This window comes from Streptomyces sp. G45, from assembly GCF_049542095.1.
GTDB lineage: Bacteria > Actinomycetota > Actinomycetes > Streptomycetales > Streptomycetaceae > Streptomyces.
Genome location: NZ_JBMUZU010000001.1, coordinates 8,442,931 through 8,468,997, shown reverse-complemented (window position 1 = coordinate 8,468,997; position 26,067 = coordinate 8,442,931). Strand labels below are relative to the sequence as shown.

Sequence of the window (26,067 nt, the reverse complement as noted above, 5' to 3'; positions counted from 1 at the left end):
AGCGTCTGCACCATGAAGTGATCACCCCGGCACACCCGACGCCCCACAGGCTGACGCCGTTCGAGCACCCGCTCCGGCGTCCGGTCGGTGTGCCCCCGGCTTCCTTCGACCACTTCACACGATCGGACCCTCATGACCGACGACCAGACCCGCGACGCCCGAGCCCACGACGCCCAGAGCCACGGCAGCCGCGTCCACGACCTTGACCGGGCCAGCGCCAGTTCCGACGCCCAGGCGCACGCCCACAGCCCTGACGACGCCGCGTTCCTCGACCGCGTCGCGGACCGGCTCGCCGCCCTGCCGACCGTGCGTGCCGTCACGCTCGGCGGGTCGCGGGCGCAGGGCACCGCGACCTCCGACAGCGACTGGGACATGGCCGTGTACTACCGCGGCGCCTTCGATCCGGCCGACCTGCGCGCCATCGGCTGGGCGGGCGAGGTCTCCGAACTGGGCGCCTGGGGCGGCGGCGTCTTCAACGGCGGGGCCTGGCTCACCATCGACGGCCGCCACGTCGACATCCACTACCGGGACCTGGACGTCGTGGAGCACGAACTCGCCGAGGCGCGGCAGGGCCGCTTCCGCTGGGAGCCGCTGATGTTCCACCTCGCGGGCATCCCCAGCTATCTGCTGGTCGCCGAACTCGCCCTGAACCAGGTGCTGCGCGGCAGCCTCCCCCGCCCCGCCTACCCGCGGGCGCTGCGCGGGACGGCCCCGGCGGAGTGGCGCGGCAAGGCCGGTCTGACCCTGGCGTACGCCAAGGGCGCGTACGTCCCGCGCGGACAGGTCACGGAACTGGCCGGGGCGCTGGCCACGGCCGCGCTCCAGACGGCGCACGCCGTCCTCGCGGCGCGCGGCGAGTGGGTCACCAACGAGAAGCGCCTGCTGGAGCGGGCGGGCCTGCGCGGCGTCGACGCGATCACGGCCGCGCTCGGGCCCGACCCGCGTGACCTGGAGCGGGCGGTGACGGAGGCGGAGAAGCTCTTCGCCGCGGCGGAGTAGCCACCGGCCGCCCGGCCCCGGCCCGGCCCCGGTCAGGCGGAGTGGCCACTGGCCGCCGTCACCTCCAGGCGGGGCCAGGCGCCGAGGTCCCGCAGCAGCTGGCGGTCGTGGGTCGCGACCACCACCGTGGCGCTCGTCGTGCGCAGCGCGTCCGTCAACTCGTCGACCAGCGTGGCCGACAGGTGGTTGGTGGGCTCGTCGAGCAGGAGGACGCCGGGGCGCCCGGCGAGGGCGAGCGCCAGGTCGAGGCGGCGCCGCTGCCCCTCCGACATCCGCCCCACCGGTGTGCGCAGCGCCTCGGAGTCCAGCAGGCCGAGCGCCCCGAGCGGGACCGCGTCGGCGTCGTGGAGCCGCCCGTCGGCCACCAGGCGCCCGACGTGCCGGGCGTGCGCCTCGCGGGCGGTGAGCGCGGGGTCGAGGTCAGCCGTCTCCTGGCCGACGCGGGCGACCCGCGCCCCCTTCGCCGTACGCACATACCCGCGCGTGGGCTCGACCGCGCCGCACAGCACGGCGAGCAGCGTGGACTTGCCCGCGCCGTTGGGTCCGGTGACGAGGAGCCGGTCGCCGCCGTCGAGGGTGATGTCGACGGGACCGGCGAGCCGCCCGGCGACGGCCACGCCGTGCGCCCGCACCTGCGGGGCGCCGGGGCGCACCCGCAGGTCGGGCCATCGCTGGGCGGACGGCGGCTCCGGCACGTCGACGCGGTGCGCCGCGAGGGCCGCGCGCTGCCGGTTCAGGGCCTGGACGACGCCCGGGACACGGGACTGGCGCTGGTGCTTGCCGGTCCCCTTGTCGGGCCGCCAGCCGGTGGAGAGCCGGTCGCGGGCCTTGGCCACCGCGTCCTGGAGGCGCCGGTGTTCGGCCTGCTGCTCCTCGTGGTCCTGCTCCCAGCGGGCCCGCTCGGCGCGCCGGGCCTGCTGCCAGGCGTCGTACCCACCGGCGTACACGCGCGGTGTGGCGTCCCGCGTCGGGTCGAGGTCGACGAACCGGTCCGCGACGTCGCGCAGCAGGGCCCGGTCGTGGCTGACGACGGCGAGCCCGCCGCCGTGCTCGCGCAGCGCGCGGGTGAGGAACGCGAGGCCGTCGGCATCGAGGTGGTTCGTGGGCTCGTCCAGGAGCAGCACGTCGTGGTGTGCGCCCAGCAGGCAGGCGAGGCGGACCCGGTAGCGCTGTCCGACGGAGAGGGTCGCCAGCGGTCGGTCGCGGTCGGTGCAGGCGCCGAGGGCCGCGAGGGCGACGTCGACGCGGCGTTCGGCGTCCCAGGCGTCGAGCCGGGTCGCGGCGTCGAGCGCGGCGCCGTACCGCTGGTCGGCGGCGGGGTCGCCCTCGGCCAGGGCGGCGGCGGACTCGTCGAGGGCGGCGAGGGCCGCGAGGGAGGGGGCCAGCGCGGCGGCCGTCAGGGTGCCGACGGTCTCGCCGTCGCGCGCGGGCAGCTCCTGCCGGGCCAGGCCGACCGTGCCGACGCGGCGCACGCTGCCTTCGTCGGGGGCGATCAGCCCGGCGAGGACGTGCAGCAGCGTCGTCTTGCCCCGGCCGTTCTCGCCGACGACGGCGACCCGCGACCGGGCGGAGACGGTGACCGACACGTCGCTCAGGACGCGTCGGGCGCCGCGCGTGACGGTGACGCGTTCGGCGCTGACATGGGCACGGGCGCCCGCCTCGGCGGGCAGGGATATGGAGGCGTGGGTCTGGGGGAAGGTCACGGGATGCTCCGCGGCTCGCAGGGGAGCCGGGCAGCGGGTGGCGGCCGCCCGGCGGGAACCGGAACGGCGAGCGCGGATTCAGCGCGTCAGCTGGAAGGGCGCCGCCGTCAGCGGGCGGCGCGCACCTTCTGCGACCAGATGCCTCGTGCCATGACGATCACGTTAGCAGCACCTCGTGCATCCGTTCATCCGCTTTACGGATGAGGCTCTGCGGATGAGGCGATCACGGGGGGGCCGCGAAGGGGTGCGGGGGACCACGCGGGACTACGAGGACTTCGGGGTCCGAGTCGGGCGCGGCTGGCCCGTCCTCTTCGCCGTCCTCATGGTGGGGGCGACCGCCTGCGGCGAGGGCATCGGCGATCTCCACGCGGCGGACCCGCCGCTCACCTGCGGTGACCGTGTCATGCCGGACGACGACCGGCACACCTGCTGGAACGGCGAGTACGGCTCCGGTCCGTACGACGACCTGGCGCGGCAGCGCCAGGAGGCCATCGACGACGCCCCGGACCTGGTGGTCGGCGACGGCACCGCCATGGCCGTGAGCGTCGCCGGGGCACTCTTCCTGTGGTGGGGCTGGCGACGCGGCGCCTCGGCGGGCGGCGGCACCTCGACGGGCGCCGACGCCGTGCCCACCCGGCCGGGCCCCTAGCGCCACCGCCCGAGGCCACCGGTCCGCGCGGCCCGGGACACCGCACCGCGGCCCGGACGCCGTCCGCCGCCCCCCAGTTGAGTCGAGTGCCCGTGTCGATCAGCACAGTCAAGCGACATTGTCACTCGAACAAGTCGCTCATACGGTGGTGCCGAAGCGGCTGACAGCCGGTGCTGCGGACGAAAGGCCCTCCCATGACCCACGCGCTCACCTCCCCCTCCCCCTCCCCCTCCCCCTCCCCCTCCCCCTCCCCCGCCGCGACGGCCACGGCGATCCCGGAGCGGCCCGCGCTGCCGCTGGTCGGGCACGCGCTGGCGATCCCCAAGGGGGCCGACGGGCTCGTCCACCTGATGAAGGAGGTCAAGGAGCTGGGCCCGGTGTTCCGGGTGCGGGTCTTCGGCACGCGGACCGTGGTGGTCGGCGGGCTCGACCTGGTCGCCGAACTGTCGGACGAGACGCGGTTCCGCAAGAACGTGCACCCGGACCTGGTCGAGATCCGGCAGATCGCCGGGGACGGCCTGTTCACCGCCTTCCCCCACGAGCCCAACTGGCGGAAGGCGCACGACATCCTGCTGCCCGCCTTCTCCCTGGGGGCCATGCGCGGGTACCACGCGACGATGCTGCGGGTGGCCAGGTCGCTGCTCGCCAAGTGGGACGAGGCCGCCGACGGGAGCGCGGTGGACGTGGCGGAGGACATGACGCGGCTGACCTTCGACACCATCGGGCTGTGCGGCTTCGGCTACGACTTCGACTCGTTCCGCCGCCCCGAACCGCACCCCTTCGTCGGCGCGATGGCCAGGGCGCTGGCCTGGACGCAGGCCAAGGGCGAGGCGGTCCCGGGCAGCGAGGTGTTCCGGTGGAAGCGGGCCGAGCGGTTCCGTGAGGACGCCGCGCTGATGGCGGACCTGGTCGACGAGGTGATCCGGCGGCGCAGGGCCTCCGGCGACACCGGCACCGACGACCTGCTCGGGCGCATGCTGCACACCCGGGACGCCGCGACCGGCGAGCCCCTGGACGACGTGAACATCCGCCACCAGGTCATCACGTTCCTCATCGCCGGGCACGAGACCACCAGCGGCGCGCTGTCCTTCGCCCTGTACTACCTGACCAAGCACCCCGAAGTGCTCGCCCGCGCCCAGGCAGAGGTGGACGCCCTGTGGGGCGACACGGACGCCCCCGACCCCGGCTACGCGGACGTCGGCAGGCTGACGTACGTCCGGCAGGTGCTCAACGAGAGCCTGCGGCTGTGGCCCACCGCGCCCGCCTACGCCGTGGAGCCCATCGAGGACACCGTCATCGGCGGCCGGTACGCGGTGCGCGCGGGCGAGACGCTGCTGGTGCTCACCCCGGCGCTGCACCGCGACCCGGCCTGGGGCGAGAACGTCGAGCTGTTCGACCCCGACCGGTTCTCGCCCGAGCGCGCGGCGACCCGCCCCGCACACCTGTTCAAGCCGTTCGGCAACGGTGAACGCGCCTGCATCGGGCGGCAGTTCGCGCTGCACGAGGCCACGCTCCTGCTCGGTCTGATCGTCCACCGCTACCGCCTGGTCGACCACGCCGACTACCGGCTCACGATCAAGCAGTCCCTGACCCTCAAGCCCGACGGGTTCACCTTGGCCCTCGCCCGGCGCACGGCGGCGGAGCGCCGCACGCCCACGGCCCCCACCGCTGCCGACGCGGTGGCCCCGCGGGACCGGCGCGCCGCCGCGACCGCGCTGACCCTGCTGCACGGCTCCAACCTGGGCACCTGCTCGGGCCTCGCCCACGACTTGGCGGCCGACGGCGAGGCGTACGGCTTCACCGGCGGTGTCGCCGCGCTCAACGACCGCGCGGGACGGCTCAGCGCCGCCGACGGGCCCGTGGTGATCGTGGCCGCCTCCTACAACGGGCGGCCCACCGACGACGCCGCCACGTTCGTCGACTGGCTGGAAGGCCTGGAGCCCGGCGCGCTGGACGGCCTTCCGTACGCGGTCCTCGGCGTCGGCGACCGCACTTGGGCCGCCACCTACCAGCGCGTCCCGGCCCTCATCGACGAGCGGCTGCGCGCGGCGGGCGCCACCCCGCTCGTGGAGCGCGGCGCCGCCGACGCCTCCGGGGACCTCACCGGCGCGGTGGACCGCTGGACCGCGGACCTGTGGACGGCCCTGCTCGACCGGTACGGCAGCACCGAGGCAGCCGAGGACACGGACCGGCGGGCCACGGCACCGGAGTCGGAGTCGGAGTCGGAGTCGGCCGAGCAGGGCCTGTACGTCCTTGAGGACGCGGCCCCGCACGTCACCGGTCAGCTCGCCGCGCGCCACGGCGTCCAGCCCATGGAGGTCGTCGACGCGTACGAACTCGTCGACACCGCACACCCGTTGGGCCGCTCCAAGCGGTTCGTGAGGCTGCGCCTGCCGGACGGCGTGACCTACCGCACCGGCGACCACCTGGCCGTCCTGCCGCGCAACCCCGGCGCCCTGGTCCAGCGGGTCGCCGACCGGTTCGGCCTGGACCTGGACCGCACGGTGCGGCTCAGCGCCCGCCGCCGCGCTCGCCACTCACTGCCCGTCGACCGGCCGTTGACGCTGCGCCGCCTTCTCACCGACTTCGTGGAGCTCCAGGCCCCGGCCACACCCGAGCAGGCCGCCGTCCTCGCCGAGCACACCCCCTGCCCGCCCGAGCGCCGCCCGCTGGCGGAGTTGGCCGAACTCGCCGGGCCCACCGCGGCGGACGCCTTCCACCAGCGGGGTGGCGGGCGGAGCGTCCTCGACCTCCTGGAGCGCCACCGGTCCTGCGCGCTGCCCTTCGAGCGGTTCCTGGAGCTGCTGCCGCTGCTGCGCCCGCGCCACTACTCCATCTCGTCGTCCGCGCGGGCCACTCCGGGGACGGTGGACCTGATGGTGTCGCTGCTGGCCGCGCCGCACCGCGCGGGCGAGGGCACCTTCCGCGGCGTCGCCTCGGCGTACGTCCAGACGCTGCGGGCCGGGGACACGGTGCAGGCCAGGGTGCTCCCGTGCGCCGAGTCGTTCCGGCTGCCCGACGACGACGCGGTCCCGGTGATCCTGGTCGGCGCGGGCACCGGCCTCGCCCCGTTCCGGGGCGCCGTCCTGGACCGTCTGCACGCCGGGTCCACGGGCACGCTGCTGTGCTACTTCGGCTGCGACCACCCGGACGTCGACTATCTGCACCGCGAGGAGTTCGCGCGGGCCCAGGCCGCCGGGGCCGTGAGCATGCGCCCCGCCTTCTCGCACGCCCCCGAGGGCGGGGTCCGCCACGTGCAGGACCGCATCGCCCGCGAGAGCGCCGAGGTGTGGCGGCTGCTCGTGGCCGGTGGCCGGGTCCACGTCTGCGGCGACGGGCGGCGGATGGCCCCGGCGGTGCGGGAGGCGTTCCTGGCCGTCCACCGCGAGCACACCGGCGCGAGCGACGAGGAGTCCGTCGCCTGGCTGGCGGACCTGGTCGCGTCCGGCGCGTACGTCGAGGACGTGTGGGCGGGTTGAGGGCGCGGCCGGTCCCGCTGCGGGCGTGGCCGTGCCTCGCTGAGGGCGCGTCAGGCCGACGGCAGGCGCACGAGGTCCAGCGTGCCGCCCGCCAGGGCCACGACGCTGGAGACCAGCGCCTGGAGCCCGGCCCGCTCGGCCTCCTCGTCGGGCGCGGTCAGGCGCTGGAGGGTGAGCCCCTCGAAGCAGGCGGTGAAGAACCGGGCGACGGCCGCCGGAGGCACCGCGAGGCGGTGCCCGGCGCGCTCGGCCGCCTCCGTCACCAGCTCCGCCGTCACGTCCAGGACCTCGCGGTAGTGGCTCTCCAGGGCCCCGCTCAGCGTCGGCGTGCGCAGCGCGAACAGGGACAGCTCGGTGAGCAGTTGGTGGCTGTCCGGCTGCTCGCGCACGGTCCGCCACAGGGCGGCGGCCAGCGCCGCCACCGTCTCCTCGAAACCGGCGTCCGCGGGCGCCGCCTCCCTGACCTGCGCCACCAGGTCCTGCGTGAGCTGCCGCAGCACGGCTCGGTACAGCTCCTCCTTCGTGCCGAACGTGTAGTGCACCGTCGCCTGCGCGACCCCCAGCTCGGCGGCGATGGCCCGGGTGCTTCCGGCGGCGACGCCCTCCCTGGACATGAGGGCGATGGCCGCGCTGATCAACTGGGGGCGGCGCTCGGCCGCGGTCACGTGTGGCATGGGCACAGGGTAGCGACTCAGTCGGCCGAGCAAGTCGCCCGTCCAAGGTGGCGAGATGCCATCGCGCGGCCAAGTACAAGATCGGCGGGGCCTATCGGTTCCCGCGCGCGCCGGGATATCCCTGGAGGGGCGGTCCGCTTCGGGCCGCGGCGCCGTGGCATCGGCAGCCATGCGCCCTCAGGGAAGGAGTCCCGTGATGGACGGCTGGTACGTGGACGACCGCTGCACCAACTGCGACGTGGCCCGGCAGTTCGCGCCCGACCTCGTCGACGAGGTGGACGGCCGGTCGCGGCTGCGGCGCGCGCCGCGCGACCCGGCGGAGGAACGGCGGCTGCACGCCGCCGCGTTCGCCTGCCCCACCCGCTCGATCCGCACGGCGTCCGGGCGGCAGCCCGACCCGGCCCTCGACCCGTTCCCGCTCCGCCTCGACGACGGCGTACTGATCTGCGGGCACAACTCCCCGCACACGGCGGGCGCCAACGCCTACCTGCTGCGGCGCCCCTCCGGCACGGCCATGATGATCGACACCCCGCGCTGGAGCCGCGACCTCGCCGAGCGGTACGCGGCGGCCGCGGGCCCCGTCACCGACGTGCTGCTCACCCACCGCGACCACGTGGCGCACGGCCGCCGCTACGCCGACCACTACGGTGCCCGCCTGTGGATCCACGAGGGCGACCTGGACGCGGCGCCGGACGCCGACCGGGTGTTACGGGGCGTCGAGCCGACCGAGATCGGCCCGGGAGTCGTCGCGCACCCGCTGCCGGGCCACACCCAGGGCAGCGTGCTCTACCTCGCGGACGACCGGTACTGCTTCAGCGGCGACAGCTTCTACTGGTCGCGCACCACCGGTGACCTGGAGGTGGCGCGGAGCGTGACCTGGTACTCCATCGAGGAGCTGGCCGCCTCCCTGGCCCGTACGGCGGGGCGGCTCCGCTTCGAGTGGGTGCTGCCGGGGCACGGGGACCGGCGCCGCCTCCCGGCCGACGACATGGCGCGGCGGCTGCGGGAGCTGACCGAGCGCACCCGTCTGCTGCGGCCCGAGCCCATCGACTTCACGGCCGTCCGCTGGTGACCGCGGAACGGCCCGACGTCGCCGCCGTCCGCCGGTGAACGGCGCCGGGTCTCACACCTTGCGCCAGCGGGCCTGGGCCCAGGAGAACAGGCCGAAGGCCGCGAGCGCCAGAGCGACGGCCACGAGCAGCCACGGCCCGGCCGGGGTGTGGCTGAAGGACCGCAGCGTGTCGTCGACGCCCTTGGCCTTGCCCGGCTCGTGGTCCACCGCGGCGACGACGGCGAAGGCACCGGCTGCGGCGAACAGGCAGCCCCGCCCGAGCCCGCCGACCACGCCGAGCACGTCCACCGCGCGGCGCACCCCGGCGGACATCTCCCCCATCCGCAGCCGCTTGCGGTACTTGCGCAGCACGGCCCGGCCGCCGATCCACAGCCCCGCCACCGCGATCCCCACGCCCGCCGCGCCCACGATCCACTGCCCCGCGGGCCAGCCGAGGGCGGTCGCGGTGACGTCGTCGGAGTGCCGGTCGGAGGAGCCGCTTCCGCTGCCCTGGTCCCCGGCCGCGTAGGCCAGGACCAGATAGCTCAGGACGCAGTACAGGACGCACCGGCCTGCGGACGCGAGCCGCCTGCCCGGCTTGCGGCCGTCGGGTCCGGCCTGGCCGAACACGGCTTCCGTGAGCCGCCACAGGGCCATCCCGGCGAGTCCGAGGCCGAGCATCCACAGCAGGGCGTTCCCGAACGGCCGCCGCGCGATCTCCGCCAGCGCGCCCCCTCGGTCGGCCTGCCGCCCGTCGTCGGACGCCGCGATCCGCAGCGCCAGCACGCCCACCAGCAGATAGATCACCCCGCGGGCCGCGAAACCGGCCCGCGCCGCCACCTCGACGACCCGGCCGTCAGCCGCCCGCCGCATCTGAAGCACCCCGCTCCGCCCCACCGCGCCACCTCCCGGGCGACGCGGGTTCCCCGGAACCGGCCGGTGATGCTTCAAGGACGTGGCGGCCCGCCGGTCGCCGGGTGCGGGCGGAGGTCACGACCGGCGGCGCGGCTTGCCGCGCCTGGCGGGCTTCGCGGGCTTCTGACCGCCGCGGCGCTGCCCTCTGGCGGCCTGGCCGCCGGGGGCGGGCTTGCGGCGGGCACCGCCCTGCGGGGACTTCGCGGTGCCCTTGCCGCCCTTGCCGCCCTTGGGCTGCTGCTCCGCCGACGGCTCGGCGCGGCGGCCGCGCGTGCTGTTGACGGTGCGGCCGCGGACGATGCCGATGAAGTCCTCCACCTGGTCGGTCGTCGCGTCCTGCGGCCACGACAGAGCGACGCGCGACGCGGGGGCGTCGGAGACCGGGCGGTAGGTGAGGTCCCTGCGGTGGTGCAGCCGGGCCAGGGACTGCGGTACGACGAGCAGGCCGATGCCCGCGGCGACCAGTTCGATGGCGTCGGCGGTGGTGGCCGGGCGCTCGAAGGCGGGCCTGCCCGGCGGGCGCTCCCAGTCGAGGGTGTCGTCGAGGGGGTGCAGCAGGATGTCGTCGGCCAGCTCCTCCAGGGACACCTCGTCGACGGCCGCGACGATGTGGTCCTTGGGCGCCACGACGACCGTCGTCTCCGTGTACAGCGGGATGGCGCTCAGGTCCGGTCCGTCCACCGGAAGCCGCACGAGTCCGGCGTCCGCCTCCCCCGCCCGCAGCACCGCGCACGCCTCCCCCGGGGCCACCGGCACGAGGGTGAGGGGGATGTCGGGCAGCCGCTCGTTCCAGATGCGCACCCACTTCGCGGGCATCACCCCGGGGACGTAGGCGAGCCGGAACGCGGGCGGGTCTTCCGAGGCTGTCACCTCGCCAGACTACCGGCCGTAGCCGTGGCGCGGCTCACCGGCCGGGGCGGCCCTCCCGCTGTCCGCCCCCGGCCGCTCGTGGTCGGAGCCCGCCCGGCTGATCGTTACCCTTGTCGTATGACGTCGCACCAGACCACCCAGACGATGAAGCCCGCGACCGCGGCGAAGAAGCTGGGTGTGTACCTCGAGGCCACCCCCGCCGAGTTCCGGGAGGGTGTCGTCTCCCGGGCCGAGCTGAACGCGCTCCAGGCCGACCCGCCCGCGTGGCTGCGGGAGCTGCGCCGCGACGGCCCGCACCCCCGCCCGGTCGTGGCGGCCAAGCTCGGCGTGTCCATCTCGGGGCTCGCCCGCGGCGGCGTCACGGACGCGCTCACCACGGCCCAGATCGAGGCCCTGAAGGAAGAACGCCCGGAGTGGCTGGAGCGTGAGCGCGCCACGCAGGCCGAGGTCCGCAAGGAAGCGGCCCGCGTCAAGGCCAAGCAGGCCGAGCAGGCGGAACGGGCCGAGCAGGGCAGCCAGGACTAGCCCCGCGAGGGCCCCCGCGTGAGCCGCCCGCGCTCCTCGGCGGGCGGGCCCCGGCGCCGCGCCCGCTTCCCGGACCTACGACCGCCGACCGCCGCATCAGGAGTCACCGCCGTGCCCGCGCCCACCTCGCACACCGCCCACCCCGATCTGCGGGCCGACTGCGGTGACTGCTTCGGCCTGTGCTGCGTGGCGCTGCCGTTCGCGCGGTCGTCGGACTTCCCGGTGAACAAGTCGGCCGGGACGCCGTGCGGCAACCTCCAGGACGACTTCCGGTGCGCGATCCACGCGCGGCTGCGCGACAGCGGGTACCAGGGGTGCACCGTGTTCGACTGCTTCGGCGCCGGTCAGAAGGTCTCGCAGGTCACGTTCGGGGGTGTGAGCTGGCGGGACGAGCCGGGTTCCGCGCGCACGATGTACGAGGTCTTCCCCGTCGTACGCCATCTGCACGAGCTGCTGAAGTACACGGCCGAGGCCCTCGACCTCGCCGCCGCCCGGCCGGTGCGCGCGGAGCTGCGCCGCGCCTACGACCGGATCGACGCGCTGACCCGCCAGGCGCCCGACGCACTGCTCGCCGTGGACGTCGACGCCGTGCGCGGCGAGGTGAACCCGCTGCTGCTGCGCGCCAGCGAACTGGCCCGCGCGGCGGTCCCGGGCCGCAAGAAGAACCACCGGGGCGCCCACCTCATGGGCGCCCGGCTGCGCGGCGCGCGGTTGCGGGGCGCCAGCCTGCGCGGCGCGCTGCTGGTCGCCGCCGACCTGTCCGGCGCGGACCTGCGCGACGCCGACCTGATCGGCGCCGACATGCGGGACACCGACCTGCGCGGCGCGGACCTGACGGGCGCGCTCTTCCTCACGCAGCCGCAGCTGAACGCCGCGCGCGGGGACGCGGCGACGCGGATCCCGAAGAACCTGGAGCGCCCGGCGCACTGGGCTGCCTGACCCCCGACGCCGGTACGGCGGCACCGGCCCGGACAGCGGGGCCCACCCGCGCTCCCCGGTCCGCGCGGCGGCCGCCGTCCGCGCTCGTCTAGGATCTCCCGGCATGATCGCCGACCTCCAGTGCGTCGTCCTCGACTGCCCGGACCCCCATGAGCTGGCCGTCTTCTACCAGTCGCTGCTCGGCGGCGCGGTGAACAGGCCCGACCGGCGGTGGGCGGTCGGCGAGGACTGGGCCACCCTGCACGCGCCGTCCGGGCTCGTGCTCGCCTTCCAGCGGGTCGCGGACCACCGGCCGCCGACGTGGCCGGACCCCGCGCTGCCCCAGCAGTTCCACCTGGACTTCGGCGTCGCGGACCTGGACCGGGCGCAGGAGGAGGTCCTGGCCCGGGGCGCGACCGTGCTCGACGACACCTCCGGCGGGGGCACCTGGCGCGTCTACGCGGACCCGGCGGGGCACCCGTTCTGCCTGGTGCGCCACTGACGGGCGCACCGCCCGGGAGGCGGGGCCTCAGAGGCGGAGCCGGTACGCCGCCCGGTCCCGCCACCGCTGCCCGTCCCAGACAATGAGGTGCACCGCGCGGACGGGGCAGGTCAGCGGCAGCGCCGGGGCCAGCTCGGCGCGCAGGGCCTCGTACACGGTGTCCTCCGTGGCGGGGCCCTCGCTGTTGGCGACCGTGACGTGCGGGGCCAGTCCGGCGCCGAAGATCCCCCGGTAGGGCACCGCTTCGGGCCAGCGCAGGGTGAGGGCCTTGGTGAGGGCGGTGACCGGGTCGTGCGGCCACGGGTCGAGGTAGAGCACGCCCGGGTAGCGGCCGAACTCCGCGAGCGTCAGGTCGAAGGCGTCGTGCCCGGCGAAGAGACCGGTCAGCTCGCGGTGGACACGGGCGTCGAGGCGGCTGGTGTGCAGGAACGGGTAGAGCACGGTGACGTGGGCGGGGAACCCGGCGCGCACCAGCGGGTCGGCGGCGGGCAGCTTGATGGTCAGTGCCGTGTCACCGGGGACGTCGGGCCAGCCGCCGGTGTCCCGCTCGCCCTCAGCGCCGCTCCCCCGGGTGCCGTCGTCTGTGCTCATGACAGGTCATGATCGCACCGGCGTCTCAGGGGGTGGCGGTGCGGGCCGCGGTGAGCAGGACCGTCGCGTACGGCATCGTGACGGCGCCGCCCAGCGCGTCGACCGCGGCGCCGGTCTCCGCGAGGAGACGCTCCAGCAGGGGCGGCGGGAGCTGGCCGACGCCGCCGTGGGTGCGGACCTGGTCGAGCCACTCCTCGCGGGAGTAGGTGCGCTCCCAGGGGAAGCGGTACTCGGTCGGCGGGCCGAACGCGCCGTTCCGGTCGATCCCGTCGGCGGCCCGCTCCAGGACCGCCGTGCTGCCGTCGAGCGCGGCGGGCGTCCAGGGGTTGAGGGGCGCGTCGGGCAGGGCGCGCCGGTGGGCGGCCGCGAGGGCTTCGGCGACGGCGGGCGCGGGGCGGAAGGTGTTCCAGAACAGGGCGAGGCAGCCGCCGGGCCGCAGCACCCGGGCGGCCTTGGCGGCCCCGGCGACCGGGTCGACCCAGTGCCAGGTCTGCCCGGCGACGACGGCGTCGAAGGCACGGCCGCCGGGGTCCCAGGACTCGAACGCCGCCACCTCGGTGTCGACGCCCGCGCCGCGCGCGTACGCGGCCATGCGCGCGTCGACGTCCACGCCGAGGACCGTGCGGCCCGCGGCCTGGAACTGGCGGGCGGCGATGCCGGTGCCGCAGCCGACGTCCAGGACCTCGGGGCCCGGGGTCCGGGCGACGACGGCCGCCACCATGGCGTCCGGATAGCGCGGCCGGGCCCGGTCGTAGCGGGCGGCGTCCGCGCCGAACGACTCGGCGACCTGGCGTGCGTGGTGGGACTCCGCGGCGGGTTCGGGGGTGTGCCCCGACGGCAGTGTGGGCATGCGCCCACTATGGTGGGCACTTGCCCACTCGTCAACCGGCGGTGCACCGGATCCCCGTAGGATCCCTGGGAACGAAGGAGGACCGGCATGCCCACGGGAGTGGCCCTGCGCGACGCGCGGGAGCAGTTGTTCGAGGCGGCGGAGCGCGTCCTGCTGCGGGCCGGGCCGAGCGGGCTCACCAGCCGGGCGGTCACCACGGAGGCGGGCTGCGCCAAGGGCGTGCTGCACCGGCACTTCAGCGACTTCGACGCCTTCCTCGCCGAGCTGGTCCGCGACCGGATCGCCCGGCTCGACGCGCGCTCGGCGGCGCTGCGGGAGTCCGCCGGGACGGGGGCGGTGGCCGACCACCTGGCGGATGCCCTCACCGACCTCTTCGGGTCGGTGGCCGTGGCGATCGTCGGCCTGGTCACCTCGCGGGACGAGCTGCGCGCCCGGCTGCGCCGGACCACCCCGACCGGCGTCCCGCTCCTCACGGAGGCCACGGCCGTGATCGCCTCGTACCTGACCGCCGAGCGCGCCCTGGGGCGCCTCGCGGCGGACGCCGACGTCGACGCCCTCGCGCCCCTGCTGATCGGCGCCGGACACATGCTGTTCGCCGACCGCACGGGCCCGCCGCCCGAGCGCGAGGCCGTGCGCAAGGTGGTGGCCGCGACGCTCGCCGGTGCGGCGTGACCGGGAGCGCCGCCATGCCCCGGCGCGCGCTCGGCGCCGCTACTGGCGCCCCTTCTGGAGCGTGCGCGCGACCTTCGGGCCCAGCCAGCGCTTGAGGCCGCGCAGTGCCTTGAGCCGACCCGCGGTCTTGTCGAGGCCGTAGTACACCTGCGGCGGCACATACGGCAGCAGGGGCGAGTGCCGCTGGCCGAGCAGGGTGAACATGCGGTGCGGCGGCAGGTCGATGTAGCGCGGCAGCTGCTCGTACCACTGGGCGCTGTAGCGGGCCGCGCTCTGCACCGACAGGAGGGCGGACCGGCGTTCGCGCTCGTACGCGGCGAGGGCGTCGGGCAGGCGCGCGTGCGTGCGCAGGGCTCCGGCGAGGGCCATGGCGTCCTCCAGGGCGAGGGTGGTGCCCGCGCCGATGGAGTAGTGCGTGGTGTGGGCGGCGTCGCCGAGCAGGACGACGTTGCCGCGGTGCCAGGTGCGGTTGGTGACGGTGCGGAAGGCCTGCCACTGGGCGCGGCCGTGGGAGGCGGAGCGGCCGATCAGGGGGTGGCCGTCGAGGAGTTCGGCGAAGAGCTTCTCCAGGAGGGCGAGCCCGTCGGCCTCGTTGGTCTGGTCGAGGCCGAGCCCGGTCCAGGTCTCGGGGGCGCACTCGACGACGCAGGTGCTGCCCTCGGGGCCGTAGCCGTAGGCGTAGCACCAGATCCAGCCGTGGTCGGTGTCCTGGAAGGCGAAGGTGAAGGCGTCGAAGACCTTGGGGGTGCCGAGCCAGATGTACTGGTTGCGCCCGCTCCTGATCTGGGTGCCGAAGTGGTCGGCGTGCCGGGTGCGCAGGGTGCTGTGCAGGCCGTCGGCGGCCACCACCAGGTCGGCGGCGGCGCGCGGGTCGTCGGCGGCGACCTCGTCCGCGAACTCCAGGCGCACGCCGAGGTCGCGGGCCCGCTCGGCGAGGATCTCCAACAGGCGGTGGCGGCCGACGCCGAAGCCCTGGTCGCCGTGGTGACGGGTCGTCACTCCGCGTACGTGCGCGACGCCGTCGCTCCAGCGTACGGAGTGCTCCTCGATGGCGCGGGCGGTCTCGGGGTCGTGTGCGTGGAGCCGGTCGAGCAGCCCCTGCCAGTACGTGACGCCCCAGCCGTAGGTGGAGCCCTCCGGGTTGCGCTCGTGGACGGTGATCTCGGCGGCCGGGTCCTGCCGCTTCAGCAGGATGGCGCAGTACAGACCGGCGGGCCCGCCTCCGACGCAGACGACCTTCACATGGACCTCTGTAGGTGCTCAGGGTGACAGAACAGCAACGGAGGGTAGCACTCGGAATGCGCAGCGTGACCAATCGGTCGATCGGTGGCGTCGGCCGCGCGGCCGGTCCGCGCCAGCGCACGCGAAAGGGCGCCCCAACTTCCGTCGGGGCGCCCTTGACTGAGGGTGCGTCAGCAGCTCAGCTTGTCACCCGGCGTCGTGCCGAGGATCTTCACGAACTGCTGGAAGCGGTCGATCCGGCTCTTCACCTGCGCCGGGTTGCCGCCGTTGCACTCCAGGGTGCCGTTGATGCTGCGGATGGTCTCGCCGAAGCCGTGGCCGTCGACGATGGCCTGGTGGCCGGTCACCGTGCCCGGGCCCTTCTGGGTGTTCCAGTACCACAGGCCGGTCTGCCAGGCGACGGACGGGTCCCGCTCCACCAGCCAGGGGTTGTTCAGCAGGTCGATGCCGAGCGCGTCACCCGCGGCCTTGTAGTTGAAGTTCCAGCTCAGCTGGATGGGGCCGCGGCCGTAGTAGGCGTCGTTGCCCGCGGGGCAGCCGTAGGGCTGGGTCTTGTCGCAGTAGTGCGGGTAGTTGGCCTGGTTCTGCTCCACGACGTGGACGAGGCCGCCGGTCTCGTGGCTGACGTTCGCGAGGAAGGCGGCCGCCTCGCGCTTGCGGACCTCCTCGGTGCCGGTCTTGGTGAACTCGGGGTAGGCCTTCAGGGCGTCGACGAGGCCCTGGTAGGTGTAGAACGGCTTCCGGTTCGGGAACATCTGCTCGAACTGGGCCTCGGTCACGATGAAGTCCGAGGGGCCCGGCTCGTCGCCGCACGCGCCCTTGTCCACCCAGACTCCCCACTGCCCGGTGGTGCCGGGCGTCTCGCCGCGGGTCCACCACTTGGCCTGCCAGTTGTGACCGCCGTGCGAGACGGTGGCGCCATTGGTGTAGACGGAGCCGGACTGCCACGCCGCCGCGCAGGCGGGTGCGGCGGCCGGGGCCGCCGTCGCGGGGGCCGTGGGGAGGAGCACGGCGAGCAAAGCGGCGGCCCCGGTGGCGGCGGTCCCGGCGAGCAACGGCCGCAGCCGCCGGGCGCGTTCACGGACCCGGGCGGCCAGGCCGCCGGGGCGGCCTGCCTGGCGCCGACCAGGGTCCTGGGGCGGGGAGTACGTCGGACGGGCGTTCTTGCGCTCGTTCAATCTCTTCACTCCTCGGTGCGGCGACGTGCCACGGTGGGGGCCGAGACGGACTGGGGCGCAGTCAACCCGCCTTGGTCTATACCAGTCAAGGGTGTAGACCAGTTTACGTAAGGAGAAATGATATTGACGCCGCGTCAGGCGCGCAGGCCGAGCAGCGCGGCCCACTCCTCCACCGCCGGGTTCTCCGCGAGGTCGGCGACCTCCACGCGTACGCCGTGGGCGTCCCGCCAGCGTCCGGCCAGGGCCATCAGGCGGACCGAGTCCAGGCCGTAGTCGACGAGGTTCTCGTCGAGGGGGATGTCCTCGACGTCCTCGCCGAGCACGTCGGCGATGTCCTCGCGCAGCTGATCGAACGTCAGGGCCACGGCGCTCACTTCCCGTTGAGGACGGTGCCGGTGGTGGTCACGACGGCGCAGCGCCCGGCGGCCCAGCGCAGGGCCATCGCGTGGTCGTCGGCGGAGAAGTCCGCGACCGCGTCGGCCACGACGAAGGCCTGGATGTCGCGCATCCACGCGTCGCACGCGGTCATCAGGACGCCGATGTGGGCGTACACGCCGGTGACGACGAGCTGGTCGCGGCCGAGCGCGCGCAGCCGGTCCTCCAGGCCCGTGCGGACGAACCCGCTGTACTTCCACTTGGTGAGGATCTCGTCGCCGTCGGCGGGCGCCACGGCGTCGGCGATGGCGGCCGCCTTCGGGTCGTCGGGCAGCCCCGAGCCCCAGAAGTCCTGCTGGAGCCCGCGCTCGGCGGGGGTCTGCCCGCCGGGCTGCGCGGTGTACACCACCGGGACGCCGAGGGCCGCCGCGCGCTCCTTCAACGCCCTGACGTTGGCGAGGAGTTCGGGGATCGGCGCGGCCTCGCTGTCGTACGCGGACAGGAAGTAGTTCTGCAGGTCGTGCACGAGCAGCACGGCGCGCGCGGGATCCACGGTCCAGTCGACGCGGTTGGGCGGCAGCGCGTCGGCGGTGGGCATGGGGTAGGGGCGGATGGCGGGCAGGGCCATGGTGCGGTGTCTCTCGTTCGGTCGGGGGCGGGGAAGGGGACGGGGACGGAAGTGGGGGTGGGGACGGGGGTGCGGGCGGGGGTCGAGGGGGGGCGGGGCGGTCCTCAGGGGCGGGGGTGGTCCTGGGCCGTGTTCGCGGCGGCCGATCTGAGGTCCTTCTTCGATATCTTGCCGACGCCCGTCTGCGGGAAGGCGTCCACGAACTCGACGCGGTCGGGCACCTTGTACGCGGCCAGGCCCCGCTCGCGGACGAAGCGCTTGACGGCGACCGCCTTGGGCGGTTCGACGCCGGGGCGCAGGATCACATAGGCGCAGGTGCGCTCGCCGAGGTACGGGTCGGGCTCGCCGACGACGTTGGCGTCGTGCACGGCCGGGTGGGCGAGGAGGTGGTTCTCGACCTCCTCGGCGGCGATCTTCTCGCCGCCGCGGTTGATCTGGTCCTTGGCGCGGCCCTCCACCACCAGGTGGCCGGTGTCGGTGAGGCGGACGATGTCGCCGGTGCGGTAGAAGCCGTCGGCGGTGAAGGAGCGGGCGTTGTGCTCGGGGGCCCGCCAGTAGCCGCGGATGGTGTAGGGGCCGCGGGTGAGGAGGTGGCCGGTGGCGCCGACGGGCAGGTCGTTGTCCTCGTCGTCGACGACGCGGATCTCGTCGTCCGGCGAGATGGGGCGGCCCTGGGTGGTGACGATGGTCTCCTCGGGGTCGTCCAGGCGCGTGTAGTTGACCAGTCCCTCGGCCATGCCGAAGACCTGCTGGAGGGTGCAGCCGAGGGTGGGCCGCACCCGGCGGGCGGCCTCCTCGCTGAACTTGGCGCCGCCGACGAGGAGCACGTCGAGGCTGCTGAGGTCGTACTCCGTGGTGGCCGCCGCCTCGGTCCACAGCAGGGCGAGCGGCGGCACGATGCCGGTGAGGGTGACGCGCTCGCGCTCGATGAGCGGGAAGGCGGTCTCGGGCCCGGGCCGCGGGCAGAGGACGACGCGGGCGCCCGCGTACAGCGCGCCGAGGGTGCCCGGCGACGACAGCGGGAAGTTGTGGGCGGCCGGGAGGACGCACAGGTAGACGCTGTGCTCGTCGACGCCGCAGATCTCGTTGGAGCCCCACAGCGAGTAGAGGTAGTCGTCGTGGGTGCGCGGGATGAGCTTGGGCACGCCGGTGCTGCCGCCGGACAGCTGGAGGAAGGCGAGGTCGTGCGGGGCCGGTCCGGGCAGGTCCACGGGCTCGGCGGGCACGTCGGCCAGGGACTCGAAGTCCCCCGGGTCCCCCTGCGCGACCCACACGTGCCGCAGTGTGGGCACGTCCGCGCGGACCGTCGCGGCGAGGGCGCGGTAGTCGTAGCCGCCGTGCTCGGCGGCGATGACGTAGGCGGCGGCCTCGGTGAAGCGGCAGAAGTAGGAGATCTCCGTCTCGCGGTGCGCGGGCAGCGCGAACACCGGCAGCGCGCCGATCCGGAAGAGCGCGAAGACCACTTCGAAGAACTCGGCGATGTTGGGGAGTTGCACCACGACGCGGTCGCCCGGGGCGATGCCGCGGGCGGCCATGCCCGCGGCGAGCCGGTCGGCGCGGGCGTCCAGTTCGCCGTAGGTCCAGCGGCGTTCGGTGGCCGGGTCGACGATCGCGATCCGGTCGGGGTGGGCGGTGGCCCGCTCGCGCAGCATCTGCCCGAAGGTCTCGCCGCGCCACCAGCCCGCGGCGCGGTAGCGCTCGGCGAACTCGGCGGGCCAGGTGGGCGCGTCAGGGGTGTCCGGGGTGGCAAGGGTGTCCGGGGCGGCAGGGGTGTCCGGGGTAGGAGGGATGTCAGGGGTGGCAGGGGTGGCAGTCACAGCTCGGCTCCCACGGCGGCGAGGAAGGTGCGGAACTTGGCGGCGGTCTCGGCGGTCTCGGCCTCCGGTTCGGACGCGGCGACGACGCCCGCGCCCGCGTACAGGCGCAGTGCGCTGCCCTCGGCCTCGGCGCAGCGGATGGTGACGACCCACTCGCCGTCGCCGGAGGCGTCGCCCCAGCCGACCATGCCGGTGAAGAAGCCGCGGTCGAAGGGCTCGCTCTCGCGGATGACCTCGCGGGCGGTGGCGGTGGGCGTGCCGCAGACGGCGGGCGTGGGGTGCAGGGCGCAGGCGAGTTCGAGGGCGGAGGTCGCGGGGCTGGCGAGGGTGCCGGTGACCGTCGTGGACAGGTGCCACATGGCGGCGGTGCGGGTCAGGGTGGGCTGGGCGGGGACGGTCATGTCCGCGCAGTGCGGCGCGAGGGCCTGGTGCACGGCGTGGACGACGACGGCGTGCTCGTGCAGGTCCTTGGAGGACTGGAGCAGGGCCGCGGCGCGGCGCACGTCCTCGGCGAGGTCGTCGCTGCGCGGCACGGACCCGGCGAGCGGGTTGGCGACCACGCGCCGGCCGCGGCGGGAGACCAGCAGTTCGGGGCTGGCGCCGATGAGGGTGCGGCCGGGGCCCGTGGGCAGCGCGAAGGTGTAGCCGGTGGGGTCGCGCCGGGCCAGGCGCTGGAGCATGGCGGGCACGTCGACGGGCGCGGCGGAGTCGAGTTCGAGGGTGCGGGCGAGCACGACCTTGCTGAACTCGCCACGCCACATGCGTTCGACGGCGGCGGCGACGGCGGAGCCGTAGGCGTCGGGCGCGGGCACCTGGCGGATGCGCCAGTCGGCGGCGGCGGGCGGCTCGGCGGGCAGCGCGATCAGCGGGTCGGCGGCCAGCGGCGGCGCGTCGCGCAGCGCTTCGGGCACGGCGAGCGCGGCGGGGGCCGACTGGTCGAAGGGCACGGCGCCGATGACGACCGGCGCCTCGACGCCCGCGGCACGGGCGTCGGCGAGCGTACCGGCGACTCTCGCGGCCAGCGGTCTGTCGTCGTGCGGCACCTCGCTGTGGGTGCCGTGGCCGAGGACGGTGCGGCTGGGGGTGCCGAGGAAGCGGGCGCCGGGGCCATAGTCGGCCAGGAGCGCGGTGGCGGCGCCGACGGCCGGGTGGGTGGGGTCGGCGAGGGCGGCGGCGTGTGTGGCGACATCGGGTGCCGTCGACACGGGGACTCCGTTTCTCCCACGGTCTCTCGCGGTCCGTCATCCGCGTACGGGTGGACGGAGCGCGGCCGTGGGTGAGGGGGTGTGCGGGGTGCGGTGCGGGGTGCGGTCAGCGGAGGGTGGCGCCGCCGTCGACGTACAGCTCCTGCAGGGTGATGTGGCGGGCGCGGTCGGAGGCAAGGAAGAGCACGGCCTCCGCGATGTCGCGGGGCTGGGCGATGCGGCCGAGCGGGATGCCGGTGCGGTACGTGGCCGGGTCGCCGTCGACGACGCGGCGCGGGGCGTCGTCGTCGGCCCACAGGGCGCGTTGCATGGCGGTGTCGGTGGAGCCGGGCGCGACGACGTTGCAGCGCACTCCGCTGCGGGCCAGCTCCAGGCCGAGGCACTTGGTGTACATGGCGGCGGCGGCCTTGGAGGCGGCGTAGGCGGCCATGCCGGTGCGGGGCACCCCGGCGGCGTTGGAGCCGACGGTGACGATGCTGCCGCGGCCGCGGGCCGCCATGCGGGGGGCCGCGGCGCGGCAGGTGTGGAGCACGCCGGTGGTGTTCACGGCGAAGGTGTCCGCCCAGTCGGCGTCGGCGAGTTCGGCGGCGGGGCCGGGGCGGAGGATGCCCGCCACGTTGACGAGGACGTCGAGGGGGCCGTGTTCGCGCTCGACGCGGTCCACCAGGGCGTCGACGGCCGCCGCGTCGGTGACGTCCATGGCGTACGGGGTGAGGGTGCCCGTCGCGCCGGTGTGCCGCCGGGCCGGGTGCTCGGGCCACTGGGCGGCGAGCTTGTCGACGCCGTCGGCGGTGCGGTCGGTGGCGATGACGTGGGCGCCGTCGGCGGCGAGGGCCTCGGCGACGGCCGCTCCGATGCCCTGACCCGCCCCGGTGACGAGGGCGGTGCGGTCGGCGAGCGTGGCGCGGGCGCCGGGTATGTGGTCAGGCATGGGCGACTCCCCCAGTGAATGTTAGGTAAGGCTAACCTAATACATACGAAGCGCGCCGCCGACCGCCCCCAACGGTCGCAATATGTTTGGTTAGGCTAACCTCACTGCATGCACACGCAGCAAGCGGGGTCCCCCGGGCGCCCCGCCGAAGTACCGCCGCCACCCGAGCAGTTGACGCACCCGCCTGCACGGGAGACGGACACCCCCCTCGCGGCCCCGCGGCCGCCCGGCGGCCGAAAGGTCCTCGTCTCCCTGGCGGCCCTCGCCGTCCTGGTGGTGCTGCTGTGCGCGGTGTCGCTGTCCGTGGGCGCCGGTGAGGTCGGCCCCGGCGGCGCCCTCGACTACCTCCTCGACCGCGGCGGCGCCCGCGACGACGCCCGGCTCGCCCTGGTCATCGGCGACCTGCGCCTTCCGCGCACCCTGACCGCCGTCCTCGTCGGCACCGCCCTCGGTGTCGCCGGGTGCCTCCTCCAGGCCGTCACCCGCAACCCGCTCGCGGAGACCGGGCTGCTCGGCGTGAACGCGGGCGCGTCCCTCGGCGTCGTCGCGGGCATCGCCCTCCTCGGCGTCGACAGCGGATACGCCTATCTGGTCTGCGCGTTCACCGGCGCCGTCGTCGCCAGCGGCCTGGTCCTGCTGATCGCCGGGCGCGGCGGCTCCCCGATGCGCCTGGTGCTCGCCGGGTCGGCGCTCGGCGCCACCTTCGGCGGGCTCACCAGCGTCATCGTCGTCAACTCCGCCGAGACCTACGACCGGTTCCGGTTCTGGGTGCTCGGCTCGCTCGCGGGCGTCGAGGGGTACGGCGACCTCGTCCGGCTCGCCCCGGTGCTCGCCCTGGGGCTGCTGCTCGCCGCCCTGGTCGTCCGGCCGCTCGCGGCGCTCGCCCTCGGCGACGACCTGGCGCGCGGCCTCGGCCACCGGCCCGGCACGACCCGTACCGCCGTCGCTGCGGCCGTGACCCTGCTGACCGCCGCCGCCGTGGCCCTCGCCGGGCCCGTCTCCTTCCTCGGCCTGCTCGCCGGGTTCGTCGCCCGGAGCCTCGCGGGCCCCCGGCTGCCCGCCCGGATCGCCCTGGCCGGGCTCGTCGGCGCCGCCGTCCTCACCACCGCCGACGTCGCCGCCCGCGTGGTCGCACGGCCCTACGAGGCACCGGTGTCCGTCATCATCGCGCTCATCGGCGCGCCCGTCCTCATCGGCATCGTCCGCTCCCGGCACATGGCGGCCATGGGCATGACCGACCCCGCCACGGGCGACGCGGCCCCCGCGCGCCGCAAGCGCCGCCTCCCCTCAGCCCCGCGCACCCCGCGCCCCGCGCCCTCGCACACCTCCGGCCTGCTCGTGCTGCGCCGCGGACCGCTGTCGCTGCTGGTGGCCCGGCGGTCCGCGCTCGCCGCCGTCGCCCTCGCGGCGCTGCTCGCCTGCGCCGTGGTCCTGTCCGCGTACACCGGGCAGAGCGACATGGGCATCGCCCGCACCTTCCACGCCGTGCTCGGCCAGGGCGACCGGTTCGACGTACTGCTCGTGCAGAAGTTCCGCCTCGGCCGGATCGTCGCCGGGCTCGTCGCGGGCGCCGCCCTCGGCCTCGCCGGGTGCCTCACCCAGACCCTGGCCCGCAACCGCCTCGCCACGCCCGAACTCCTGGGCGTCAACGACGGCGCCACCGCGGCCGTCCTGCTGTCCGTCGCGCTCAGCTCCACCGGCACGTTCGGCGCCTGGTGGGCCGGTCCCATCGGCGCGCTCGTCGCCGTCCTCGTCGTCACCGCCGTCTCCGGCGGGCCCGGACAGCGCGGCTACCGCGTCCTGGTCGTGGGGCTCGCGATGTCCGCGCTCGCCTCCGCCATCACCCAGGTCGTGCTCGCCCGGCGCTCCCTCAACTCCGCCAGCTCCCTGTACGTGTGGACCTCCGGCAGCCTCAACGGGCGCGGCTACTCCGTCGCCGTACCCGTCCTCATCGGGCTCGCCGTCCTCGTCCCGCTCGCCGTCGTGACCGCCCGGCACCTGGGGGTGCTGCGGTTCGACGACGACACCGCGGCCTCGCTCGGCGCGGGCCCCGCCCGCACCCGGCTGCTCTGCCTGGGGCTCGCGGTGGCGCTCGCCGGGCTCGCCGTCGGCGTCTGCGGACCCGTCGGGTTCGTCGCCCTCGCCTCACCGGTCATCGCGGCGCGCCTCGCCGGGCCGCTGCGGGTGCCGCTCATCGGGTCGATGCTCACCGGGGCGCTGCTCGTCGTCGCCGCCGACACCCTGGGGCGGATCGCGTTCTCCGGCTCCGAACTGCCGGTGGGCGTCGTGACGACCGTCCTCGGCGGACCCTTCCTGCTGTGGGTGCTGCTCGGCCGCTCCGCCGCCACCCGCGTCTGACCGGCCCGCTCCCCCGCCCCCCATCTCCGTACCGAGAGGCACCCGCCCCGTGACCGACCTCCGCAGCCCGCTCCTGCGCACCCTCGCCCAGGCCGTCCAGGCCCAGGTCCCCGGCGCCGAGCGGGAGTTCTGGCTCCGCGTCGAGGCCGCGGGCGCGCCCCTGGTCGAGGCCGACCCCGACGGCGACCCCCGCCACCGGCTCGTCACCTTCCTGTGGCGCGACGAGCCCGCGCGGCCCGCCACCGGCGTCCTCACCCTGCTGCACACCGTCACCGACAAGGACCGCCACGCCGGAGACCTGACCGGCCATCTGATGCGGCGCGTCGCGGGCACGTCCGTGTGGGCGCTCAGCCACCGGCTGCGGGCCGACCACCGCGCCTCCTACCAGTTCCTGCCCGGCCACGGCCACCGCGAGGACCTGCTGCGCACCGACCGCGCGTCCTGGATCGCCGTCCTCGACGCCGCCGTGCCCGACCCGCTCAACCCCGCCCCCGGCCTGCCCGCCCGCGACGGCCGCGCCCCCGCGTCCGTCCTCGCCCTGCCCGACGCCCCCGCGCAGCCGCACACCGCGCGGCGCCCCGGCGTGCCGCGCGGCACCACCGTCACCGCCGAGGTCGACGGGCGCCGGATCACCGCCCACCTGCCGCCCGGCCATGCGCCCGACGGCGGGCCGTACGCGGTGGCGGTCCTGTTCGACGGCGAGATGTGGGGGCCCGTCCTCGGCGTCGGCGACGTCCTCGACAACCTGCACGCGGACGGCGCGCTGCCGCCCACCGTGGCGCTCCTCGTGGACACCATGGGGCGCCGCGCCCAGGACCTCGCGTGCAGCGCGCCGTTCGTCGACTGGCTCGCGGACGTGCTGCTGCCGTGGGCCGCCGCGCGCCACGGCGCCGACACGCGCCCCGAGCGGACCGTCGTGGCGGGCCAGAGCGCGGGCGGCCTCAGCGCCGCGTTCGCCGCCCACCACCGCCCCGACCGCTTCGGCCTGGCCCTGTCCCAGTCCGGCTCCTTCTGGTGGCCCGACGACGCGTCCGGCACGGAGTGGCTCACCGCCCAGTACGCCGCCGCCCCGCGCCGCCCCGTCCGCCTCCATCTGGAGGTCGGCCTCCAGGAGTGGCTGCTCCTCGCCGAGAACCGCCGCTTCCACGCCGTGCTCTGCGAGCGCGGGTACGACGTGTCGTACGAGGAGTTCAACGGCGGCCACGACTACGCCTGCTGGCGGGGCGGGCTGGCGACGGGCCTCGCGCGCCTCCTCGCCTGACGCTCCCCGCGCCGCCCCTGCCATGATCGGCGCATGAAGGTACTGGTGATCGGAGCGACCGGAACGGTCGGAAGCGCCGTGGTCGGCGCGTTGGCGGCCACCCATGAGGTGGTACGGGCCTCGCGCGGCGGGCCGACGAGGGTGGACCTGACGGATCCCGCCTCGCTGGACGCGCTGTTCGACGAGGTGAGGGACCTCGACGCCGTGGTGTGCTGCGCGGCCAGCGGGCCGCTGGTGGACCTGGCGTCGGTGACGGACGACGCGTTCGCGAACGGGTTGCGCGGCAAGCTGCTCGGACAGGTCGCCCTGGCCCGGCGGGCCGTGCGGCACCTGCGGGACGGCGGGTCGATCACGCTGACCGGGGGTACGTTCGCGGCTCCGTTGCCCGGCGGGTCCCTGGGCGCGCTCGTCAACAGCGGCCTGGAGGGCTTCGTCCGCAACGCGGCCGCCGAGCTGCCCCGGGGCCTGCGCGTCAACGTCGTCAGCCCCGGCTGGGTCAAGGAGACCCTGGTCGGTCTGGGCATGGACCCGGCCGACGGCACGCCCGTCGCCGAGGTGGCCGCCGCGTATGTGGCGGCCGTCGAGGGGGACGCTCAGGGGCAGACGCTCCGTCCCTGAGCGCGGTCCGGGAAAGCAGGGGAAAAGCGGGGGAAAGGAGCAAGGGCCTTGGGGAG

24 protein-coding genes are annotated in these 26,067 nt (G+C 75.4%); 11 read left to right on the top strand and 13 right to left on the bottom strand.

Annotated elements, in window-relative coordinates:
* The first annotated feature begins 132 nt into the window (after nt 1-132).
* Entirely contained in the window at nt 133-999 is an 867-nt protein-coding gene (locus ACOBQU_RS36180) for a nucleotidyltransferase domain-containing protein (protein ID WP_423633289.1), read from the top strand.
* Between the two features lie 32 nt (nt 1,000-1,031).
* Here the strand turns inward: ACOBQU_RS36180 and ACOBQU_RS36175 are convergent, their stop codons facing one another.
* Entirely contained in the window at nt 1,032-2,702 is a 1,671-nt protein-coding gene (locus tag ACOBQU_RS36175; RefSeq protein WP_423633287.1) for an ABC-F family ATP-binding cassette domain-containing protein, read from the bottom strand.
* Between the two features lie 214 nt (nt 2,703-2,916).
* On the opposite strand from ACOBQU_RS36175, the gene ACOBQU_RS36170 reads away from it, so the two are divergent.
* Both ACOBQU_RS36170 and ACOBQU_RS36165 read left to right on the top strand, forming a co-directional pair.
* The gene (locus ACOBQU_RS36170) at nt 2,917-3,351 is read left to right on the top strand and encodes a hypothetical protein (protein ID WP_423633285.1); all 435 of its coding nucleotides are present in this window, start codon (nt 2,917-2,919) and stop codon (nt 3,349-3,351) included.
* A 194-nt stretch (nt 3,352-3,545) separates the two neighbouring features.
* Nucleotides 3,546-6,830, top strand: coding sequence for a bifunctional cytochrome P450/NADPH--P450 reductase (locus ACOBQU_RS36165; RefSeq protein ID WP_423633283.1), 3,285 nt, complete (start codon nt 3,546-3,548; stop codon nt 6,828-6,830).
* A 50-nt stretch (nt 6,831-6,880) separates the two neighbouring features.
* Here the strand turns inward: ACOBQU_RS36165 and ACOBQU_RS36160 are convergent, their stop codons facing one another.
* Complete coding sequence (locus tag ACOBQU_RS36160) at nt 6,881-7,504, bottom strand: TetR/AcrR family transcriptional regulator (protein ID WP_423633281.1); 624 nt, start codon at nt 7,502-7,504, stop codon at nt 6,881-6,883.
* Nucleotides 7,505-7,700: 196 nt separating this feature from the next.
* Here ACOBQU_RS36160 and ACOBQU_RS36155 point away from each other — a divergent pair, with 196 nt between their 5' ends.
* Entirely contained in the window at nt 7,701-8,576 is an 876-nt protein-coding gene (locus tag ACOBQU_RS36155; RefSeq protein ID WP_423633279.1) for a 4Fe-4S domain-containing protein, read from the top strand.
* A 51-nt stretch (nt 8,577-8,627) separates the two neighbouring features.
* Here the strand turns inward: ACOBQU_RS36155 and ACOBQU_RS36150 are convergent, their stop codons facing one another.
* On the bottom strand, nt 8,628-9,428 hold the full coding sequence (locus ACOBQU_RS36150) for a DUF1206 domain-containing protein (RefSeq protein WP_423633278.1): 801 nt from the start codon (nt 9,426-9,428) through the stop codon (nt 8,628-8,630).
* A 117-nt stretch (nt 9,429-9,545) separates the two neighbouring features.
* The gene (locus ACOBQU_RS36145; RefSeq protein ID WP_423633276.1) at nt 9,546-10,340 is read right to left on the bottom strand and encodes a LysR family substrate-binding domain-containing protein; all 795 of its coding nucleotides are present in this window, start codon (nt 10,338-10,340) and stop codon (nt 9,546-9,548) included.
* Between the two features lie 117 nt (nt 10,341-10,457).
* Here ACOBQU_RS36145 and ACOBQU_RS36140 point away from each other — a divergent pair, with 117 nt between their 5' ends.
* From ACOBQU_RS36140 to ACOBQU_RS36130, 3 genes are all read left to right on the top strand, one after another.
* Nucleotides 10,458-10,865, top strand: a complete 408-nt coding sequence (locus tag ACOBQU_RS36140) for a DUF5997 family protein (protein ID WP_423633275.1) — start codon at nt 10,458-10,460, stop codon at nt 10,863-10,865.
* Nucleotides 10,866-10,976: 111 nt separating this feature from the next.
* On the top strand, nt 10,977-11,804 hold the full coding sequence (locus ACOBQU_RS36135; protein ID WP_423633273.1) for a pentapeptide repeat-containing protein: 828 nt from the start codon (nt 10,977-10,979) through the stop codon (nt 11,802-11,804).
* Between the two features lie 103 nt (nt 11,805-11,907).
* On the top strand, nt 11,908-12,285 hold the full coding sequence (locus ACOBQU_RS36130) for a VOC family protein (RefSeq protein WP_423633271.1): 378 nt from the start codon (nt 11,908-11,910) through the stop codon (nt 12,283-12,285).
* Between the two features lie 27 nt (nt 12,286-12,312).
* On the opposite strand, the gene ACOBQU_RS36125 is transcribed toward ACOBQU_RS36130, so the two are convergent.
* Entirely contained in the window at nt 12,313-12,876 is a 564-nt protein-coding gene (locus tag ACOBQU_RS36125) for a 2'-5' RNA ligase family protein (protein ID WP_423633269.1), read from the bottom strand.
* Between the two features lie 25 nt (nt 12,877-12,901).
* Nucleotides 12,902-13,726, bottom strand: a complete 825-nt coding sequence (locus ACOBQU_RS36120; protein ID WP_423633267.1) for a class I SAM-dependent methyltransferase — start codon at nt 13,724-13,726, stop codon at nt 12,902-12,904.
* Between the two features lie 87 nt (nt 13,727-13,813).
* Between ACOBQU_RS36120 and ACOBQU_RS36115 the strand changes: the two genes are divergently transcribed.
* A complete protein-coding gene (locus ACOBQU_RS36115; protein ID WP_423633265.1) occupies nt 13,814-14,398 on the top strand; it encodes a TetR/AcrR family transcriptional regulator in 585 nt (194 codons plus the stop codon).
* Between the two features lie 39 nt (nt 14,399-14,437).
* Here the strand turns inward: ACOBQU_RS36115 and ACOBQU_RS36110 are convergent, their stop codons facing one another.
* From ACOBQU_RS36110 to ACOBQU_RS36080, 7 genes are all read right to left on the bottom strand, one after another.
* A complete protein-coding gene (locus tag ACOBQU_RS36110) occupies nt 14,438-15,640 on the bottom strand; it encodes an FAD-dependent monooxygenase (RefSeq protein WP_423633263.1) in 1,203 nt (400 codons plus the stop codon).
* A gap of 170 nt (nt 15,641-15,810) precedes the next feature.
* Nucleotides 15,811-16,704 carry a glycoside hydrolase family 19 protein gene (locus ACOBQU_RS36105; protein WP_423634940.1) on the bottom strand — a complete coding sequence of 298 codons (894 nt, stop codon included), beginning with the start codon at nt 16,702-16,704 and terminating at the stop codon, nt 15,811-15,813.
* A gap of 248 nt (nt 16,705-16,952) precedes the next feature.
* Complete coding sequence (locus tag ACOBQU_RS36100) at nt 16,953-17,183, bottom strand: phosphopantetheine-binding protein (protein ID WP_423633261.1); 231 nt, start codon at nt 17,181-17,183, stop codon at nt 16,953-16,955.
* Nucleotides 17,184-17,188: 5 nt separating this feature from the next.
* Nucleotides 17,189-17,821, bottom strand: a complete 633-nt coding sequence (locus ACOBQU_RS36095; protein ID WP_423633259.1) for an isochorismatase family protein — start codon at nt 17,819-17,821, stop codon at nt 17,189-17,191.
* 104 nt (nt 17,822-17,925) lie between these two features.
* Nucleotides 17,926-19,611, bottom strand: a complete 1,686-nt coding sequence (locus ACOBQU_RS36090) for a (2,3-dihydroxybenzoyl)adenylate synthase (protein WP_423634938.1) — start codon at nt 19,609-19,611, stop codon at nt 17,926-17,928.
* A gap of 23 nt (nt 19,612-19,634) precedes the next feature.
* Nucleotides 19,635-20,843: an isochorismate synthase DhbC gene (gene dhbC, locus ACOBQU_RS36085; protein WP_423633258.1), complete on the bottom strand. Its 1,209-nt coding sequence runs from the start codon at nt 20,841-20,843 to the stop codon at nt 19,635-19,637.
* Between the two features lie 106 nt (nt 20,844-20,949).
* Nucleotides 20,950-21,774: a 2,3-dihydro-2,3-dihydroxybenzoate dehydrogenase gene (locus ACOBQU_RS36080; RefSeq protein ID WP_423633256.1), complete on the bottom strand. Its 825-nt coding sequence runs from the start codon at nt 21,772-21,774 to the stop codon at nt 20,950-20,952.
* Between the two features lie 108 nt (nt 21,775-21,882).
* Here ACOBQU_RS36080 and fhuB point away from each other — a divergent pair, with 108 nt between their 5' ends.
* The 3 genes from fhuB to ACOBQU_RS36065 are packed head-to-tail and all read left to right on the top strand — an operon-like array spanning nt 21,883 to nt 26,011.
* Complete coding sequence (gene fhuB / locus ACOBQU_RS36075) at nt 21,883-24,132, top strand: Fe(3+)-hydroxamate ABC transporter permease FhuB (protein WP_423633254.1); 2,250 nt, start codon at nt 21,883-21,885, stop codon at nt 24,130-24,132.
* 49 nt (nt 24,133-24,181) lie between these two features.
* Nucleotides 24,182-25,393, top strand: coding sequence for an enterochelin esterase (fes, locus tag ACOBQU_RS36070; RefSeq protein WP_423633252.1), 1,212 nt, complete (start codon nt 24,182-24,184; stop codon nt 25,391-25,393).
* A 33-nt stretch (nt 25,394-25,426) separates the two neighbouring features.
* Nucleotides 25,427-26,011, top strand: a complete 585-nt coding sequence (locus ACOBQU_RS36065) for a short chain dehydrogenase (protein WP_423633250.1) — start codon at nt 25,427-25,429, stop codon at nt 26,009-26,011.
* Nucleotides 26,012-26,067 lie beyond the last annotated feature (56 nt).